The sequence below is a fragment of the Pseudomonas sp. S3_E10 genome, from assembly GCF_054667615.1.
This window is the reverse complement of the sequence record NZ_CP162743.1, coordinates 2,157,304-2,176,183: the sequence shown is the minus strand read 5'-3', so window position 1 is coordinate 2,176,183 and position 18,880 is coordinate 2,157,304. Positions and strand designations below refer to the sequence as shown.

The window sequence follows — 18,880 nt, the reverse complement described above, 5'->3', positions numbered from 1 at the left end:
TCTCTGCCAGGATCACCATCATGCTGCTGATGCTCTACCTCATTGCCATCACCGCCGAAGCCATGACCGGCGCCCTCTCTGCGGGGCGCCGTGGCATGGACTGGTTCGGCGTGGTGCTGATCGCCTGTGTGACGGCGTTGGGGGGCGGTTCGGTGCGCGACGTGTTACTGGGGCACTACCCGCTGACGTGGGTCAAGCACCCCGAATACCTGGTGCTGACCTCGGTTGCGGCGCTGGTGACGATCTTTGCCGCGCCGCTGATGCGCCACCTGCGCTCGCTGTTTCTCGCGCTGGACGCCGTCGGCCTGGTGGCCTTCACCCTGATCGGCTGCATGACTGCCCTGGAAATGGGCCACGGCATGCTGGTGGCGTCGGTCAGCGGCGTGATTACCGGGGTATTCGGCGGCATCCTGAGGGATATCTTCTGTAACGACATCCCGTTGATCTTCCGTCGTGAGCTGTATGCCAGCGTGTCGTTCCTCGCTGCGTGGTTCTACTTGCTGTGCCTTTATCTGGAGTTGCCCAGCGAGCAGGCGATTCTGCTGACGCTGTTCAGCGGCTTTCTATTGCGACTGCTGGCGATCCGCTTTCATTGGGAAATGCCCAAGTTCGTCTACAACGATGATGTGCACTAACGCGTAGCGTGTCTGTTCAGCGCCCATTCCACGTGTTCGCGCACCAACTCCGATGGATAGTCCCTGCGCGCCTTCAAGGCTTCCAGCACCGGAATACTCGAAGGCGCATTGCCCAGGCCCACCGCCAGGTTACGCAGCCAACGCTCGTAACCGGCGCGGCGCAGGGGGGAGCCTTCGGTGCTGCTGAGAAATTTATCCTCATCCCACATAAACAACTCGGCCAGTTCAGCGTTATCCAGGTTATGCCGTGGTTTGAAATCGCTTTCGGTGGTGGGGCGAGCGAAACGATTCCACGGACAAACGATCTGACAGTCATCGCAGCCGAATACCCGATTGCCGATCAGCGGGCGCAGGTCTTCAGGGATCGCGCTCTTGAGTTCGATGGTCAGGTATGAAATGCAGCGCCGGGCGTCCAGCACGTAGGGGCCGATAAAGGCATCGGTCGGGCAGATGTCCAGGCAAGCGGTGCAGCGGCCGCAGTGTTCGGTGCTGTGGGGAGCATCCACCGGCAGCGGCAAGTCGACAAACAGCTCGCTCAAAAAGAAGTAACTGCCGGCCTTGCGATTGAGCACCAGGGTGTTTTTACCGATCCAGCCCAGCCCGGCTTTCTCGGCAATGGCTTTTTCCAGGACGGGCGCGCTATCGACAAAGGCGCGAAAGCCAAACGGGCCGATCTGCGCCTGAATGCGGTCGGCCAGTTGCTGCACGCGCTTGCGGATCAGCTTGTGGTAGTCACGGCCCAGGGCATAGCGCGAGATGTAGGCTTTTTCCGGCTGAGCGAGCAACTGCGCCATTTGGGAGTCGCCTGGCAGATAATCCATGCGCAGCGACACCACGCGCAGGGTGCCCGGTACCAACTCTTCGGGGTGGGAACGTTTGCTGCCATGGGCGCCCATGTAGTCCATTTCGCCGTGGTAGCCCGCGTCGAGCCAGCGTTGCAGGTGCTGTTCATGCTCGGCCAGGTCCAGCCCGCTGATGCCGACTTGTTGAAAGCCCAGCTCGCGACCCCAGTCTTTGATCGATTGGGCGAGGGCGGGCAGATCGGAGGTAATAGCAGGCATGAGACACGGGAAACCACAAGTTAGATGCGTATAATTCTGCCAGACATCGGAGCTTGAAGACGCATGCCTCAGACAAAACACCCAATAACCGACGTTCAGCTCTTGTTGCACGGGCATTTGCCGCAACTGGCTGCGCGTTCTCCGGACGCCCATAAAGGCCGGTTCGGCCACCTGTTGGTGATCGGCGGCGACCGTGGCCTCGGCGGCGCAGCGTTGCTGAGTGCCGAAAGCGCTTTGCGCAGTGGCGCGGGCATGGTGTCGCTGGCCACCCGCGTTGAGCACGTGCCCGCCGCGCTGGCGCGCTTGCCGGAACTCATGGCCGTGGGCGTAAGTTCTGCCAATCAACTGATGGGCCTGCTGGAAAAAATCTCGGTCATCGTCATCGGCCCCGGCTTGGGCGCAGCCTCGTGGGGTAGCAGCCTGTTGTCGGTCGCCGCCAATGCGCGCCAGCCGCAAGTGTGGGACGCGGACGCCTTGAATCAGTTGGCCACGGGTAGCGTCAACCTTCCGGCCAATTGCGTGATCACACCGCATCCGGGGGAAGCTGCGCGCCTGCTGGGCATTTCGACAGCAGAGGTTCAGGCCGACCGGCTTAAGGTGGCGCGCGCGTTGAGCCAGACATTTAATGCCGTCGCTGTCCTCAAGGGTGCTGGCAGTTTGATTGCCAGCCCGGATGGGCGGGTTTCCCGCTGTGATCAGGGCCACCCGGCAATGGCCACGGCGGGCCTGGGCGATGTGTTGGCCGGCCTGGTGGGGGCATTGCTGGCCCAGGGCATGCCGGCTTATGAAGCAAGTTGCCTGGCTGTGTGGTTGCACGCCACGGCGGGGCAGCGCCAAGGCACCTTGGGTCGCGGCTTGGCAGCCAGCGATCTCATACCTGCCATTCGTCAATTGCTGGAGGAGCAGTCGCCGTGCCTGAAGTAATTCTTTTCCTGGCCGATGAAGGCGCCATGGTCGCGTTGGGTCGTCGTATTGCCCAGCTCACCCATGGGGCGGGGTTGATCTTCCTCGAAGGCGACCTGGGGGCGGGCAAGACCACGTTATCCCGCGGGATTATTCGCGGGCTGGGCCATGCGGGCGCGGTAAAAAGCCCGACGTTTACCTTGGTCGAACCCTATGAGATCGGCGACCTGCGCGCCTTTCACTTCGACCTCTATCGCTTGGTGGACCCCGAAGAGCTGGAGTTCATGGGCATCCGTGATTACTTCGATGAAGACCCGCTGTGTTTGATTGAATGGCCAGATAAAGGCACAGGCTTTTTGCCAAAGCCGGACCTGACCATTACCATTACGCCGCATGAGCATGGACGTCAGCTGAAGTTGTTGCCCCAGAGCCCGCGCGGTGAATCGTGGTGTGCCGCTCTGGCATTGGAATTCAAATAATTGGTGGGGTTAGGTATGCGCTTTCGCGCGTTGGTTGCTGTCGTAGGGGTGTTGCTTGCGGCAATGACTGTCAATGCTCTGGCTGCTTCACAGGTAAAGAGTGTGCGCCTGTGGCGAGCGCCGGATAACACGCGACTGGTGTTCGACCTGTCTGGCCCGGTCCAGCACAGTGTCTTTACCCTCACGGCGCCTGATCGCCTGGTGATCGACATCAACGGTGCAACCCTGGCCGCGCCGCTGAAGGTGTCCACCGCCAATACCCCCATCACCGCCATGCGCTCGGCCCAGCGCACGCCGACCGACTTGCGCGTGGTCATCGACCTGAAAAAAGTCGTGACGCCGAAAAGCTTCTCCCTGGCCCCGAATGCCCAGTATGGCAACCGGTTGGTGGTCGACCTGTTCGATAACGCCGCCGATGCCGCACCCCCGCCTGCGCCAACCCCGAGCGTGGCGACTGTGCCTGCGGTGCCGGTGAACCCGTCGCAACCCCAGGTCAAGCTGCCGCCACCACCACCGGCGCCGGCCGGCAAGCGCGACATCATCGTGGTGATCGATGCCGGCCACGGCGGTGAAGACCCGGGCGCCTCCGGCTCACGTGGGCAGCATGAAAAAGACGTGGTATTGGCCATTGCCCGCGAACTGCAACGCCAGGTCAACGGCATGAAAGGCTACCGCGCCGAGCTGACCCGTACCGGCGACTACTTCATTCCATTGCGCGGGCGTACCGAAATCGCCCGCAAGAAAGGCGCTGACCTGTTCGTGTCGATCCACGCCGATGCGGCGCCGTCGACCGCTGCGTTCGGCGCTTCGGTGTTTGCCTTGTCTGATCGCGGCGCCACGTCCGAGACCGCTCGTTGGCTGGCCGACAGCGAAAACCGTTCCGACCTGATCGGCGGGGCCGGCAACGTGTCCCTCGATGACAAAGACAAGATGCTCGCCGGCGTACTGCTCGACCTGTCGATGACCGCCTCGCTGACCTCCAGCCTGAACGTGGGCCAGAAGGTCCTGAGCAACATCGGCCGTGTGACCTCCCTGCACAAACAGCGTGTGGAGCAGGCCGGGTTCATGGTGCTGAAGTCGCCGGATATTCCCTCGATCCTGGTGGAAACGGGGTTTATCTCCAACGCCAACGAAGCCTCGAAGCTCGCCAGTGCCAGTCACCAGCAAGCGTTGGCGCGCTCCATCAGCGCGGGTGTGCGCCAGTTCTTCCAGCAGAACCCGCCGCCGGGCACTTACATCGCCTGGCTGCGCGACTCCGGCAAAATTGCCCAGGGCCCGCGTGACCATCGCGTTCAGCCCGGCGACACCCTGGCGATGTTGGCGGTGCGTTTCCAGGTGTCGGCGGCGACGTTGCGCAATGCCAATAACCTGAAGACGGATGAGCTGAAAGTCGGCCAGGTATTGACCATCCCCGGCACTGAATTGGCGGCACAGTAATGAGCGAATCAACCCTGAACAGCGGGTCGCGTATTGAATTGCTCAGCCCGCGCCTGGCTAACCAGATCGCGGCGGGCGAAGTCGTCGAGCGCCCGGCATCGGTGATCAAGGAGCTACTGGAAAACAGCATCGATTCCGGCGCCAAGCGCATCGATGTCGACGTGGAGCAGGGCGGCGTCAAGTTACTGCGCGTGCGCGACGACGGCAGCGGCATCTCCTCCGATGACCTGCCGCTGGCCCTGGCCCGCCACGCCACCAGCAAGATCCGCGACCTGGAAGACCTTGAACGGGTGATGAGCCTGGGTTTTCGCGGTGAGGCCCTGGCCTCGATCAGCTCTGTGGCCCGCCTGACGCTTACGTCCCGCACGCGCAGCGCCGAGCAGGCCTGGCAAGTGGAGACCGAGGGCCGCGACATGGCGCCTCGGGTCCAGCCGGCGGCGCATCCGGTGGGTACCTCGGTGGAGGTGCGCGACCTGTTCTTCAACACCCCCGCGCGGCGCAAATTCCTCAAGGCCGAAAAGACCGAATTCGATCACCTGCAAGAAGTCATCAAACGCCTGGCCCTGGCGCGCTTCGACGTGGCATTTCACCTGCGCCATAACGGCAAGACCATCCTCAGCCTGCACGAAGCCCATGACGAGGCGGCACGTGCGCGTCGAGTGTCGGCGATCTGTGGCGCGGGTTTCCTGGAGCAGGCGCTGCCGATTGAGATCGAGCGCAATGGCCTGCGCCTGTGGGGCTGGGTCGGGTTGCCGACGTTCTCCCGTAGCCAGGCGGATTTGCAGTACTTCTTTGTGAATGGCCGCGCGGTACGCGACAAACTGGTCGCCCACGCGGTGCGCCAGGCGTATCGCGATGTGTTGTTCAACGGGCGGCACCCGACGTTCGTACTGTTTTTCGAGGTCGACCCTGCGGTGGTCGACGTCAACGTGCACCCGACCAAGCACGAAGTGCGCTTCCGTGATGGGCGCATGGTGCATGACTTCCTGTACGGCACCTTGCACCGAGCCTTGGGCGATGTGCGCCCGGACGATCAACTGTCGGCACCGATTGTGACGGCGGTGGTGCGCCCGAGCGGTCCCGAGGCCGGTGAGTTCGGCCCTCAGGGCGAAATGAGCCTGGCGGGCAACCTGCTGCAAACGCCGCAGTCGCAGCCGGCCTATACCGCGCCGGGTTCCGGTGCCGGAGCGGGTTATCAATATCAATACACGCCGCGCCCGCAGTCAGCGGTACCGGTGGCTGAGGCCCAGGCGGCCTATCGCGAATTCTTTGCGCCACTGCCGGGGGGCGAGCCGGGTGCGGCGGCGTCCTTGCCGGAAGGCGGCGGGGATATTCCGCCGCTGGGGTATGCGCTGGCGCAGCTTAAAGGCATCTATATCCTCGCTGAAAACGCCCACGGGCTGGTGCTGGTCGACATGCATGCCGCCCACGAGCGAATCATGTACGAACGCCTGAAGATTGCCATGGCCAGCGAAGGCCTCAGCGGCCAACCACTGCTGGTGCCGGAGTCCCTGGCCGTGAGCCAGCGTGAAGCCGATTGCGCAGAAGAACACCACAGCGTATTCCAGAAGCTGGGCTTCGAACTGCAACGCCTGGGGCCAGAAACCCTCGCGATCCGCCAGATTCCTGCGCTGCTCAAGCAAGCCGAAGCCAACCGGCTGGTGGCCGACGTGCTGGCGGACCTGATGGAGTACGGCACGAGTGACCGTATCCAGGCGCATATCAACGAATTGCTCGGCACCATGGCCTGTCACGGTGCCATCCGCGCCAATCGCCGCCTGGCCCTGCCGGAAATGAATGGTTTGCTGCGTGATATGGAAAACACCGAGCGCAGCGGTCAATGCAACCATGGCCGACCGACCTGGACCCAGATGGGCCTGGACGATCTGGACAAATTGTTTTTGCGCGGGCGTTGATGAGCGCCTTGCCCCCCGCAATCTTCCTGATGGGCCCCACGGCCGCCGGCAAGACCGACCTGGCCATCGAGCTGACGAAGGTGTTGCCATGCGAACTGATCAGTGTCGACTCTGCCCTGGTTTACCGGGGCATGGATATCGGCACCGCCAAGCCCTCCAAGGAGCTGCTTGCCGAGCATCCGCACCGTCTGATCGACATCATCGACCCGGCCGAGAGCTATAGCGCCGCGGATTTTCGTACTGACGCGCTGGCCGCCATGGCTGAAATCACGGCGCGGGGCAACATCCCGCTGCTGGTGGGCGGCACGATGCTCTATTACAAGGCTTTACAGGAAGGCTTGGCTGACATGCCGGCCGCCGATGCCCGAGTGCGCGCAGAACTCGAAGAAGAGGCCGCACGCCTTGGCTGGCAAGCCCTGCACGACCAGTTGGCGGCGGTGGATCCGGTATCCGCCGCGCGGATTCACCCGAATGATCCCCAGCGGCTCAGCCGTGCCTTGGAAGTCTGGCGTGTCAGCGGCCAGACCATGACTGAACTGCGGCTGAAACAAACTGCGCAAAGTGCTGATGCAGGCGCATCTGGACAGTCACAATTGCCCTATACTGTGGCGAATCTGGCTATCGCTCCGGCAAATCGCCAGGTGCTGCATGATCGAATTGCACAAAGATTCACAATTATGTTGGAACAGGGGTTTATCGACGAGGTCGTAGCACTGCGTTCACGAGGTGACCTGCACCCAGGGCTGCCTTCGATACGTGCTGTAGGCTACCGCCAAGTCTGGGACCATCTGGATGGCAAGCTGACGTCAGCCGAAATGCAGGAGCGCGGCATCATTGCCACGCGCCAATTGGCGAAGCGCCAGTTCACCTGGCTGCGCAGCTGGAGCGATTTGCACTGGTTGGACAGTCTGGACAGCGACAATCTGTCACGCACCTTGAAATACTTGGGAACGGTCTCCATATTGAGCTGAGTCCTTGCAATTGCCGTCTATCCTTGGGGGTGTGACGGCCATGAGCTACCTATTTTCCGATTTTTTATTATTGATCCTTAAAGGAGTGCGGCACATGTCAAAAGGGCATTCGCTACAAGACCCTTACTTGAATACTTTACGTAAAGAGAAAGTGGGGGTTTCCATCTACCTGGTCAACGGTATCAAACTGCAAGGCACGATCGAGTCGTTCGACCAATTCGTGATCCTGCTGAAAAACACCGTCAGCCAAATGGTCTACAAACACGCTATCTCGACAGTCGTTCCAGTTCGTCCAATCCGTCTGCCTAGCGCAGCAGGTGATGAACAGGGTGACGCTGAGCCAGGTAACGCCTGATAGGAGTCTCCTTTGTTCTTTGAGCGCCACGGTGGTGGTGAGCGAGTGATCCTCGTTCACTTGGATGGACAGGACCCTGAGGCGCGCGAAGATCCGCAGGAGTTTCAGGAGTTGGCAAATTCTGCCGGCGCCGAGACCGTTGCGTTTTTTAACGTGCCGCGTCATCGGCCAACCGCCAAATACCTGATTGGCAGCGGCAAGGTCGAGGAGCTGCGCGACCTTGTACACGCCGAAGAAGCCGATCTGGTGATCTTCAACCATACCCTCACGCCCAGTCAGGAGCGTAACCTCGAACGTGTTTTCGAGTGTCGCGTGATCGACCGTACCGGCCTGATTCTCGATATTTTCGCCCAGCGCGCCCGTACCCATGAAGGCAAGCTCCAGGTCGAACTGGCCCAGCTTGACCACATGAGCACGCGGCTGGTTCGCGGTTGGACTCACCTTGAGCGTCAGGGTGGCGGTATCGGCATGCGCGGCCCTGGTGAAACCCAACTGGAAACCGACCGGCGCCTGCTGCGGGTTCGCCTGCGCCAGATCAAGGGGCGTCTGGAAAAAGTACGTAGCCAGCGCGAGCAATCGCGACGTGGCCGTTCACGTGCGGATATCCCGACCGTCTCCCTGGTGGGCTATACCAACGCCGGCAAGTCCACGCTGTTCAACAACGTGACCAAATCCGACGTGTACGCGGCCGACCAACTGTTCGCCACCCTCGACCCGACCTTGCGCCGTCTGGATATCGACGACCTGGGGCCGATTGTCCTGGCCGACACCGTGGGTTTCATTCGCCACCTGCCACACAAACTGGTCGAGGCATTTCGGTCTACGCTCGAAGAGTCGAGCAACTCCGACCTGCTGCTGCACGTGATCGATGCGGCTGAGCCGGATCGCATGTTGCAGATCGAGCAGGTAATGGTGGTGTTGGGCGAGATCGGGGCCCAGGACTTGCCGATCCTCGAGGTCTATAACAAACTCGATTTGCTTGAGGGCGTTGAGCCGCAAATTCAGCGCGACGAGAACGGCAAGCCCCAACGGGTATGGCTGTCGGCGCGCGATGGCAGTGGTTTGGAGCTGCTTGAACAAGCCATTGCCGAATTGCTCGGCAGCGATTTGTTTGTCGGCACCTTGCGCTTGCCTCAGCGTTTTGCTCGACTGCGTGCACAGTTTTTCGAGCTGGGCGCGGTACAGAAAGAAGAACACGACGAAGAAGGTGTCAGCTTGCTGGCCGTTCGATTGCCGCGCTCGGAGCTCAATCGGCTGGTCAGCCGTGAAGGCGTTGTACCGACAGAGTTCATCGAACAACACACTTTGCAATAAAAGCCTCCGAAAGCGGTTGTGCCGCAGTAGCAGGCATTCTGTAGCATTGGTCGGCGCGCCGTGGGTGCGTCTTTGCTTTATCAGATGGAGAGCGCTATGGCTTGGAATGAGCCGGGTGGCAACTCGAATAATCAGGATCCTTGGGGTGGTAAACGCCGCAATAATGGCGACCGCAAGGGGCCACCAGATCTCGACGAGGCCTTCCGAAAGCTGCAGGAAAGCCTGAATGGGTTGTTCGGTGGTGGAAAAAAACGGGGTGGTGACGACGGCGGTCGCACAAGCAAGGGCGGTGGCTATGGCCTGCTGGGCCTGGGTCTTGTCGTACTGGCGGCCGTCTGGCTGTACAGCGCTGTCTACGTCGTGGACGAGCAGGAGCAGGCTGTGGTGCTGCGCTTCGGCAAGTACTACGAGACGGTCGGGCCAGGCCTGAACATCTACTTCCCGCCGATCGACAAGAAGTACATGGAGAACGTCACGCGTGAGCGTGCCTACACCAAGCAGGGCCAGATGCTGACTGAAGACGAAAACATCGTCGAAGTGCCGCTGACCGTGCAGTACAAGATCAGCAACCTGCAGGACTTCGTGCTGAACGTTGATCAGCCGGAAATCAGCCTGCAACACGCCACCGAAAGCGCCCTGCGCCATGTGGTGGGTTCCACCGCCATGGACCAGGTGCTGACCGAAGGTCGTGAATTGATGGCCAGCGAAATCAAGGAGCGCCTGCAACGGTTCCTCGACACCTACCGCACCGGTATCACTGTGACCCAGGTGAACGTACAGAGCGCAGCGGCACCGCGTGAAGTGCAGGAAGCCTTCGATGACGTGATCCGCGCGCGTGAAGACGAGCAGCGTTCGCGTAACCAGGCCGAAACCTACGCCAATGGCGTGGTGCCGGAGGCCCGTGGCCAGGCCCAGCGCATCATCGAAGATGCCAACGGTTACCGCGACGAAGTGGTCTCGCGCGCCAAGGGTGAGGCGGATCGCTTTACCAAGTTGGTCGTCGAGTACCGCAAGGCACCTGAAGTCACTCGCCAGCGTCTGTACCTGGACACCATGCAGGAAGTCTTCAGCAACACCAGCAAGGTTCTCGTGACCGGCAGCAAGGGTGGGCAGAACAACCTGCTGTACCTGCCGCTGGACAAGATGATCGAAGGTGGTCGTAGTGGCACCAGCGCGCCGTCCACCGGTTCGAATGCCGCTGCCAACGAAGCGAGCGCCCGTGCGGCCGCTGACTTGCTGCAACAGCAAACACGTACCAGGGAGAGTCGTTGATGAGCAATAAATCGCTGACCGCCCTGATTGTGGGCGTCGTCGTGGTCATCGCTGCCTGGAACTGCTTCTACATCGTGGCTCAGACCGAGCGTGCGGTGCTGCTGCAATTCGGTCGCGTGGTCCAGGCGGATGTCCAGCCGGGCCTGCATGTGAAAGTCCCCTACGTCAACCAGGTGCGCAAGTTCGACGCCCGCCTGATGACCCTGGATGCACCGACACAACGCTTCCTGACCCTGGAAAAGAAAGCCGTGATGGTTGACGCCTACGCCAAGTGGCGCGTCAAGGATGCCGAACGCTTCTACACCGCGACCTCCGGCCTCAAGCAGATCGCCGACGAGCGTTTGTCGCGCCGTCTGGAGTCGGGCCTGCGTGACCAGTTTGGTAAGCGCACCCTGCACGAGGTGGTATCCGGTGAGCGTGACGCGCTGATGGCTGACATCACGCGTTCGTTGAACACGATGGCGGAAAAAGAGCTGGGCATCGAAGTGGTCGATGTTCGGGTCAAGGCTATCGACCTGCCGAAGGAAGTGAACCGCAGTGTGTTCGAGCGCATGAGCACCGAGCGTGAGCGTGAAGCCCGTGAGCACCGCGCCAAGGGTAACGAACTGGCTGAAGGTATCCGTGCGGATGCCGACCGTCAGCGTCGTGTCCTTCTGGCAGAGGCCTATCGCGAGTCTGAAGAGGCCCGTGGTGATGGCGACGCTCAAGCCGCGGCAATCTATGCCAAGGCCTACGGTCAGGACCAGGAGTTCTACGCGTTCTACCGTAGCCTGCGTGCCTACCGTGAAAGCTTCGCGAACAAAACCGACGTCATGGTGCTGGACCCAAGTAGCGACTTCTTCCGCTACCTGGAAAAATCCAAGTAATCAGCTCGTCACTGTGTAGGACACACTCCGTCGGGCGGCTAAAACGCCTGGCGGGGTGATCCTTTCAGAAAACGGGTGTATGATGCGGCAGCCGGGAAATTCCCGGCTTTTTTGCGTCTGCATGTTTGATTCGGCAGGCGTGACAGGTTTTTCGAGGAAAGTGCCCGACGAGGCCGCTGGCAGGCCGTTCGTCACGTCGCTCTTGCGCGTGGTTTATGCGAGGGCCGGGTATTTTCTGCTTCACTCAAGGCTCGGCCGAGGGCTGGCCGCCCGGATCTAAGGGGAATGGCGTAATGGCAACGGTAGACCGCTGGCTGCTGCCAGATGGCATCGAAGAAGTACTGCCACCGGAGGCGGCGCGCATTGAAGTAGCGCGTCGCCAGGTGTTGGATCTGTTCCAGAGCTGGGGTTACGAGTTTGTCGTGACCCCGCATATCGAGTACCTGGAATCCCTGCTGACCGGCGCGGGCCAGGACCTGGATCTGCGCACCTTCAAGGTCATCGACCCGCAGTCGGGCCGGCAAATGGGTTTCCGTGCCGACATCACGCCGCAAGTGGCGCGTATCGATGCGCACACCCTGCGTCGTGAAGGCCCGAGCCGCCTGTGCTACGCCGGCAGCGTGCTGCATGCTCAGCCGCGTGCCTTGTCGTCGTCCCGTAGCCCGATCCAGTTGGGCGCCGAGTTGTACGGCGACGCCAGCCCGAGCAGCGATGTCGAAGTGATCAGCTTGATGCTGGCCATGCTGCAACTGGCTGAAGTACCGGATGTCCACATGGACCTGGGCCACGTCGGCATTTACCGTGGCCTGGCCCGTGCGGCCGGTTTGTCGGGTGAGGTTGAGCAACAGTTGTTCGATGCCCTGCAGCGCAAGGCTATCGATGAAGTCATCGCCCTGACCGAAGGCGTGCCGGCCGACCTGGCCGCTATGCTGCGGGCGCTGGTCAACCTGTGCGGCGGCCGCGAAGTGTTGGTGGCTGCACGCGAGCGCCTGGCGAATGCGCCGGCGCCGGTGCTGGCGGCACTCGACGACCTGCTGGCGATTGCCGAGCGGTTGTCGGCACGTTTCCCGCAGTTGCCGTTGTACTTTGATTTGGGCGAGCTGCGCGGTTACCACTACCACACGGGTGTGGTGTTCGCGGTGTTCGTTCCGGGTGTTGGCCAAGCCATTGCCCAAGGTGGTCGTTATGACGATATCGGCGCTGACTTCGGTCGCGCGCGTCCGGCCACTGGTTTCTCCACCGATTTGAAAACCCTGGTGACCCTGGGGCGTGCTGAGGTCGAGCTGCCGTCTGGTGGCATTTGGATGCCCGACAGTACGGACGCGGCACTCTGGCAGCAGGTCTGCCAGTTGCGCAGTGAGGGTCAGCGTGTTGTGCAGGCCTTGCCTGGGCAACCATTGGCCGCCGCCCGTGAAGCGGACTGCGACCGGCAATTGATTCTGCAGAACGGGCTTTGGCAAGTATCGCCACTGGCTTCTTGAGTTTTCCTGCCGGCCATCGCCGGCACCAAGTTTGCGCGAATGAGGACAAGTGTTATGGGTAAGAATGTCGTAGTCCTGGGCACCCAATGGGGTGATGAGGGCAAAGGCAAGATCGTTGATCTGCTGACCGAACATGCTGCCGCCGTAGTGCGCTACCAAGGTGGCCACAACGCTGGCCACACGCTGGTTATCGATGGCGAAAAAACCGTCTTGCACCTGATCCCTTCGGGTGTCCTGCGCGAAGGCGTGCAGTGCCTGATCGGCAACGGCGTGGTGGTTGCACCGGATGCCCTGCTGCGCGAGATCACCAAGCTGGAAGAGAAAGGCGTACCGGTGCGTGAGCGCCTGCGTATCAGCCCGTCCTGCCCGCTGATCCTGTCCTTCCACGTTGCGCTGGACCAGGCCCGTGAAAAGGCGCGTGGCGAGCTGAAGATCGGCACCACCGGTCGTGGCATCGGCCCAGCCTACGAAGACAAGGTTGCGCGTCGTGGCCTGCGTGTAGGCGACTTGCTCAACATGCCGCGCTTTGAAGACAAGCTGCGTGAACTGGTGGACTACCACAACTTCATGCTGGTCGGTTACTACAAAGAGCCGGCCATCGAGTTCGACAAGACCCTGGCCGAGTGCAAGGAATACGCCGAGCTGCTCAAGCCGCTGATGCTGGACGTGACCGCCGAGCTGCACGACCTGCGTCGCGCCGGCAAGGACATCATGTTCGAGGGCGCCCAAGGTTCGTTGCTGGACATCGACCACGGCACCTACCCGTACGTGACCAGCTCCAACACCACCGCTGGCGGCGTGGCCACCGGTTCGGGCGTTGGCCCGATGTTCCTGGACTACATCCTGGGCATCACCAAGGCTTACACCACTCGCGTAGGTTCGGGTCCGTTCCCGACTGAGCTGTTCGACGAAGTCGGTGCGCACCTGGCCAAGCAAGGTCACGAGTTCGGCGCTACGACCGGTCGTGCCCGTCGTTGCGGCTGGTTCGATGCGGTTATCCTGCGTCGCGCTATCGATGTAAACAGCATCTCGGGCATCTGCCTGACCAAGCTGGACGTACTTGACGGTCTCGAAACCATCAATATCTGCGTCGGCTACAAAGACGCGCAAGGCAACAGTGTTGCGCCGACCGACGCTGACAGCTACGTGGGCCTGCAGCCTGTGTACGAAGAAGTGCCGGGCTGGAGCGAGTCGACCGTGGGTGCCAAGACCCTGGAAGAGCTGCCGGCCAACGCTCGTGCCTACATCAAACGCGTTGAAGAGCTGATCGGCGCGCCGATTGACATTATTTCGACGGGCCCGGACCGCAACGAAACCATCGTTCTGCGTCATCCGTTCGCTTAATAAGCTGTTGATGTAAAAAGGAAAGGGCTCCCTCGGGAGCCCTTTTTCGTTTCTGTTCGCCAAGCGGCACGACCCTTGCTGTAATTCCTTCTTTCGCGGTGCTATCAAATTACTGGCACCCGTGGTGGAGGGATTACCGATGTCTGCCGTTCTCTCATTGTTACAAAGCCGTCTGTTGCGGCCGGTGTTCGTTACCCTAGGTATCGCCCTTTTGGTGCAGGTGCTGGTGGCGGTGGCGCTGACTCGGAGCACTGTCACTGCGCTGGAGGCCGATTTAGGCGCTCGGCTGGGTGTCGATAGTCAGAAGCTGTCTGGCGAGTTGGCGCAGGCCGGCAAAGAAGTTACATCCAGCCTGGACAGCCTGTCCGCCAGCACGCGCCAGCGTCTGACCGCCGGGCTTTCCTCGCGCCTGCAGGAGGAGCAGAAGCAACTGCGCGCGACCTTGGAAAAAGACCTGCGAGACTCTGCCAATGACATGGCGCAACTGCTGGCCTCGGTGGCGCCTCGCGCCATGTGGGACAGCGATGTGCCGACACTGTCTGAGTTTGCCCGGCGTGCCCAGCGCAATCCTAACGTGCTGTTTGTGGTCTACGACGATGCGGCGGGCGAGCATTTGACCCGCTACCTGAACCGCGAAAACCCGATCAACAAGGCGTTGCTGGAAAAAGGCCAGGGCGACCGCGCCTTGGACAAGGTGCTCAATGCCGCGAAAAATGACCCTTCGGTGTTCTACGTCGAGGCGTCCATCAGCCCCAACGGCGTTGAGATCGGTAAGGTGCTTATGGGCGTGTCGACCGCGTCGGTGGAGGCTGACCTGCAGGCGCTGGACAAGCGTTTTGCCGCCCTGATCGCCAGCGGCGATCAACTGGTCGGCGACAGCCTCAAGGGGGCTGCCGCAGACAGTGCCGCCGCCATGGGCGCCCGCCTGCAGTCGGCGCAAGCCACCGCCACCCAGATGACCGCCAACACCACCGGTGCCGTGCAGGAGGCCGCCGGTACTTTGCGCTGGCGCATCGGCATGGGGCTGGCGGTGGTCGGTTTCGGCGTGTTGCTGCTGATCGCCGTCGTACTCGGCCGTCGCGTAGTCAATCGCCTGAAGCTGCTGATTGCGGCCATGGACGACCTGGCGGCGGGCGAGGGCGACCTCACCAAGCGCGTGCAGATCAGCAGTAAGGATGAAATCGGCGATATGGCCTCGGCGGTCAATCGCTTTGTGGATAAGTTGCAGCCGATCGTGCGCGAGGCGGGCGATGTGGCCCAGCGTACCGGCGTGGAGATTGGCGCCATGACGCTGCGCAATGCGGGTGCCGATGCCGCGGCCGGCCTGCAGCGCGATGAAGTGGCCGAGAGCTTGCGTGCCCTTGAGCAGATGGCCGAGGAAGCCCAGGCCGAAAGCCATGCCATGCAGGCGGCCTTGCAGCAGGTCGTGGATATTCGCCAGGCCACGGATGAAAACTCACGCACCTCGGCCGAGGTCGGCAGTTTGATCGAAGCCTTGGCCGGGCAGGTCCAGGCCGGTTCTCAGGTGATCGAGCGTCTGGCCCAGCAAAGCGAACAGATCGAGGTGGTGCTGACGGTCATTCATGGCATTGCCGAGCAAACCAACTTGCTCGCGCTCAACGCAGCCATCGAGGCCGCGCGCGCCGGGGAAACCGGGCGCGGCTTTGCGGTGGTGGCGGACGAAGTGCGTGCGCTGGCGAGCAAGACCCAAAGCTCCACGGGCGATATCCAAGCGCATATCGTCGCGTTGCAACAGGGGGCGCGTGAAGCGGTGGAGACCATCGGCAAGGCCGGGCGCCAGGCCAGTGAAGGGTTATTGGTGCTGCGCGACAGCGTGCGGTTGCAGCAGACGGTGCAGGCCTCGGTGGAGCAGGTGCATGCGGCAATTGGTCTGGCGACGCGCGCGGCGGAGCATCAGGCTCAGGGCGCGCATGCGGTGCGTGGGCGGGTCGAGGTGATTCATGCCCAGGCTGAGCGCGCTGCCCAGGCGGTGGTGGAAACGACCGCCAGTGGCAAGGTGCTGGATGGCTTGGCGGCGCAGTTGAAGGCGAGTTTGGGGCAGTTCAGGGCTTAGCGGTGTCTGTGTCGGCCGCATCGGGAGCCAGTCGAATCGTCGCACCGCCCCTCCCACACCTGACCGGGTTTCATCTTTGGAATGAAGTCAAATGTGGGAGGGGGCTTGCTCCCGATAGCAATCTCAGCGGCTCAAATACATCCGCGTCGTGAGCAGGTAAACCGGCAACCCCGACACCAGAATCAACAACGCCGCATAAGGCGCCGCCGCCGCGAATTCTACATTCGAGGTATGCGCCCACACGGCCGTGGCCAAGGTGTTGAGCCCTGTCGGGCTGAGCAGCAAGGTTGCGGTCAGCTCCTTCATCGCATCCAGGAACACCAGCGCAAACGCCGCACCCAGCGCCGGGAAGATAATCGGCAAGGTCACGCGGCAAAACGCACTGAACGATGAGGCGCCGAGCGTGCGCGCCGCCTCTTCCAACTGCGGTGCCGCCTTGTTCAGCGCCGTGCGAATCGGCGCCTGGGCCAGCGGTAAAAACAACAGCGCGTAGGCGATCAGCAGGAGCGCCGACGTCTGGTACAGCGCGGGCACGTAATGCAGGGCGAAATACACCAGGGTCAGCGCAATAACCAGGCCGGGCAGGGCATGCAGCAGATACGGCAGGCGTTCGGCCCAGATCGCCAGTTGGCCCTTGTAGCGCACCACCAGCAACCCCACCGGCACCGCCAGCACCAGGCATAGCGCCGCGCCACCCAGCGATAGCGCCAGGGAGGACAGCAGTGCCTCGCTGATTTGCGCCACTGGAAACGCCGCCGACGACCCTACGGCCAACCAATAGCCGAGCATCCCCAGAGGAATGCCGCTGCCAATGATCGCCAGCGCGAGGCAATACGCCTGGCCCAACGGCGCCCACTTGCCCAGCTTGACCTGCCCGGCATGCCGTGCGGCACCCTGGCCGATGCGCACATGACGGCCTTTGCCCCGCACGCGCAGCTCCAGCCACAACAGGCTCAGGCACATCATCAGCAACACCGCCGAGAGCATCGCGGCGTTGGCATTGCTGAATTCCAGTTCGAATTGCTGATAGATCGCTGTGGTGAAGGTTTGCAGGCCAATAATCGACAAGGCGCCGAACTCGACCAGCATGTGCAGGGCAATCAGCAGCGCCCCGGCCACTAAGGACGGCCACAGCAACGGCAGCGTGATGCGCCGGAACACGCCCCAGCGATTCAGGCCCAGGGTGCGGGCGGATTCTTCCAGGGAGGGGTCAAGATTGCGCAGCGTCGCCGCTACCGGCAAAAACACCAACGGGTATTTGGACAGGCTCATCACCAGGATCGCCCCGCCCAGCCCTTCGAAGTTGGCGCTCAGCGACACCCAGGTAAAGCTGCTGATAAACGCCGGCACGGCAAACGGCAGGCATAGGATTACGCCCCAGATACGTCGCCCCGGCAGGTTGCTGCGCTCCAGCAACCAGGCCAGGGACAGCCCGATCACGCAGCAAGTCACCGTCACGCCGGCCATCAGCGCCAGGGTGTTGCGCAGCAGCCCGAATACATAAGGTCGCCACAACAAATGCACCGCCTCTGCCCAGCCTGCCTGCCAGGCTTTGAGCCCGACGTAGGCCAGCGGCAGCAGGCTCAAGCCAACCAGAAACAGCACGGGGAGCAGCAGCCAGATCGAGGGGCGTTTGCGTCGGGGGCTAAAACCCCCGCGCAGGGCGGGGGCGGGCAGCGATGGGTTCATCAGTTCAAGCCAACGTCACGTTCCAGCTCCAGCGCTTCTTCGGCGTTGCCCAGGTCTGCTGGCGTAACGTTGGGCGGTTGTAGTTCGCTGAACGGCTTGAGGCCACGGTTCGATTGCATGCCTTTGCGCAGCGGGTATTCCGCCGAGGTATTGGTAATCACGCGTTGGCCTTCTTCGCTGGCCATGAACGCCAGCAGTTGCTGGGCTTGCTGGGGGTGCTTGCTGGATTTCAGCGCGGCAGCGGACGACACGGTGATCAGGCCGCCGGCGTCGCCGTTGGTGAAGTAGTGCAGCTGCGAATCCAGATTGGTTTTTTCTTTCTTCAGGGCAAACCAGTAATAGTTGTTCACCAGGACGGTGGCCACTTCGCCATTCTCCACGGCTTTGAGAGCGACCATGTTGTTGCTGTACACCTTGCCGAAGGCGCGTAGACCGGTCAGCCATTCTTCAGCGGCTTCACGGCCGTGCAGCTTGATGATCGCCACGGCCTGTTCCTGGAACGCACCGCTGGTAGGCACGAAGCCAACTTTGCCTTGCCATTCGGGGCCGGCGAAATCCAGCACCGATTTGGGCAGGTCTTTCTCGGCAATCAATTTCGGGTTGAACGCCACCACGCGAGTGCGGGCGGTCACGCCCATCCAGTCGCCGTTGCGGCCGACGTAATCCTTGGACAGTACATCGAGGGTGCCGGCGTCGATCTTGGCAAGCAGGCCTTGTTCGCCGAGTTTGTTCAGGGGTGGCGATTCTTCGGTATAGATCACGTCGGCGGGAGAGCGCTCGCCTTCTTCAACAACCTGGCTGGCGAGCTGGTTGCTGCTGCCTTTGCGCACATTGACGTGGATGCCGGTCTTGGCCTCGAAGGCCTTGGCGAGTTCGTCGCCGACTTCTTTGTGCTGGCCGTTGTACAGGGTCAGGGACACCTTGTCGGCAGAATGGGCGGCGGGCGAGAGCAGGGTCAGGCCGAGTAGAGTGATGGTCAGGCCACGCAGAAGGGATGTCTTGAGACGGGTATCGCGGATCATCATCCGGGGTTTTCCTCACTTGAGATGCAACAAATCATTGCAAGGATAAACGATAAAGTTT

15 protein-coding genes and 2 pseudogenes are annotated in these 18,880 nt (G+C 61.8%); 14 read left to right on the top strand and 3 right to left on the bottom strand.

What is annotated here, in order from left to right; all coding sequences use genetic code 11:
- The first annotated feature begins 17 nt into the window (after positions 1–17).
- Positions 18–635, top strand: coding sequence for a trimeric intracellular cation channel family protein (locus tag AB4N98_RS09855; RefSeq protein WP_175404229.1), 618 nt, complete (start codon positions 18–20; stop codon positions 633–635).
- Here AB4N98_RS09855 and queG read toward each other — a convergent pair.
- Positions 632–1,696: a tRNA epoxyqueuosine(34) reductase QueG gene (queG, locus tag AB4N98_RS09850; RefSeq protein ID WP_135196329.1), complete on the bottom strand. Its 1,065-nt coding sequence runs from the start codon at positions 1,694–1,696 to the stop codon at positions 632–634. The genes AB4N98_RS09855 and queG overlap by 4 nt on opposite strands.
- Before the next feature lie 63 nt (positions 1,697–1,759).
- Between queG and AB4N98_RS09845 the strand changes: the two genes are divergently transcribed.
- The 13 genes and pseudogenes from AB4N98_RS09845 to AB4N98_RS09785 form a co-directional block, all read left to right on the top strand.
- A complete protein-coding gene (locus AB4N98_RS09845) occupies positions 1,760–2,620 on the top strand; it encodes an NAD(P)H-hydrate dehydratase (RefSeq protein WP_065879444.1) in 861 nt (286 codons plus the stop codon).
- Positions 2,608–3,078 carry a tRNA (adenosine(37)-N6)-threonylcarbamoyltransferase complex ATPase subunit type 1 TsaE gene (tsaE, locus tag AB4N98_RS09840; protein ID WP_460149402.1) on the top strand — a complete coding sequence of 157 codons (471 nt, stop codon included), beginning with the start codon at positions 2,608–2,610 and terminating at the stop codon, positions 3,076–3,078. The genes AB4N98_RS09845 and tsaE overlap by 13 nt, the downstream gene beginning before the upstream one ends.
- Positions 3,079–3,093: 15 nt before the next feature.
- On the top strand, positions 3,094–4,515 hold the full coding sequence (locus tag AB4N98_RS09835; protein WP_135196327.1) for an N-acetylmuramoyl-L-alanine amidase: 1,422 nt from the start codon (positions 3,094–3,096) through the stop codon (positions 4,513–4,515).
- Positions 4,515–6,431 carry a DNA mismatch repair endonuclease MutL gene (gene mutL, locus AB4N98_RS09830; RefSeq protein ID WP_017526421.1) on the top strand — a complete coding sequence of 639 codons (1,917 nt, stop codon included), beginning with the start codon at positions 4,515–4,517 and terminating at the stop codon, positions 6,429–6,431. The genes AB4N98_RS09835 and mutL overlap by 1 nt, the downstream gene beginning before the upstream one ends.
- Positions 6,431–7,402, top strand: coding sequence for a tRNA (adenosine(37)-N6)-dimethylallyltransferase MiaA (gene miaA / locus AB4N98_RS09825; RefSeq protein WP_017526420.1), 972 nt, complete (start codon positions 6,431–6,433; stop codon positions 7,400–7,402). Before mutL ends, miaA begins: the two co-directional genes overlap by 1 nt.
- Positions 7,403–7,496: 94 nt before the next feature.
- Positions 7,497–7,757 carry an RNA chaperone Hfq gene (hfq, locus tag AB4N98_RS09820; RefSeq protein WP_003188059.1) on the top strand — a complete coding sequence of 87 codons (261 nt, stop codon included), beginning with the start codon at positions 7,497–7,499 and terminating at the stop codon, positions 7,755–7,757.
- A gap of 12 nt (positions 7,758–7,769) precedes the next feature.
- Positions 7,770–9,071, top strand: coding sequence for a ribosome rescue GTPase HflX (gene hflX, locus AB4N98_RS09815; protein ID WP_017526419.1), 1,302 nt, complete (start codon positions 7,770–7,772; stop codon positions 9,069–9,071).
- 96 nt (positions 9,072–9,167) lie between these two features.
- Entirely contained in the window at positions 9,168–10,343 is a 1,176-nt protein-coding gene (hflK, locus tag AB4N98_RS09810; protein WP_017526418.1) for an FtsH protease activity modulator HflK, read from the top strand.
- On the top strand, positions 10,343–11,209 hold the full coding sequence (hflC, locus tag AB4N98_RS09805) for a protease modulator HflC (RefSeq protein WP_010213607.1): 867 nt from the start codon (positions 10,343–10,345) through the stop codon (positions 11,207–11,209). Before hflK ends, hflC begins: the two co-directional genes overlap by 1 nt.
- A gap of 293 nt (positions 11,210–11,502) precedes the next feature.
- Positions 11,503–12,690, top strand: a complete 1,188-nt coding sequence (locus AB4N98_RS09800; protein ID WP_460149401.1) for an ATP phosphoribosyltransferase regulatory subunit — start codon at positions 11,503–11,505, stop codon at positions 12,688–12,690.
- A gap of 54 nt (positions 12,691–12,744) precedes the next feature.
- Positions 12,745–14,034, top strand: coding sequence for an adenylosuccinate synthase (locus AB4N98_RS09795; RefSeq protein ID WP_065879441.1), 1,290 nt, complete (start codon positions 12,745–12,747; stop codon positions 14,032–14,034).
- 139 nt (positions 14,035–14,173) lie between these two features.
- Positions 14,174–15,202, top strand: a pseudogene (locus tag AB4N98_RS09790) (methyl-accepting chemotaxis protein); the annotation flags it as partial.
- A gap of 390 nt (positions 15,203–15,592) precedes the next feature.
- A pseudogene (locus AB4N98_RS09785) lies at positions 15,593–16,108 on the top strand (methyl-accepting chemotaxis protein); the annotation flags it as partial.
- 123 nt (positions 16,109–16,231) lie between these two features.
- On the opposite strand, the gene AB4N98_RS09780 reads toward AB4N98_RS09785, so the two are convergent.
- Positions 16,232–17,797, bottom strand: a complete 1,566-nt coding sequence (locus AB4N98_RS09780) for an ABC transporter permease (protein ID WP_065879440.1) — start codon at positions 17,795–17,797, stop codon at positions 16,232–16,234.
- Entirely contained in the window at positions 17,797–18,822 is a 1,026-nt protein-coding gene (locus AB4N98_RS09775; RefSeq protein ID WP_460149400.1) for an extracellular solute-binding protein, read from the bottom strand. The genes AB4N98_RS09780 and AB4N98_RS09775 overlap by 1 nt, the downstream gene beginning before the upstream one ends.
- Positions 18,823–18,880: the final 58 nt, after the last annotated feature.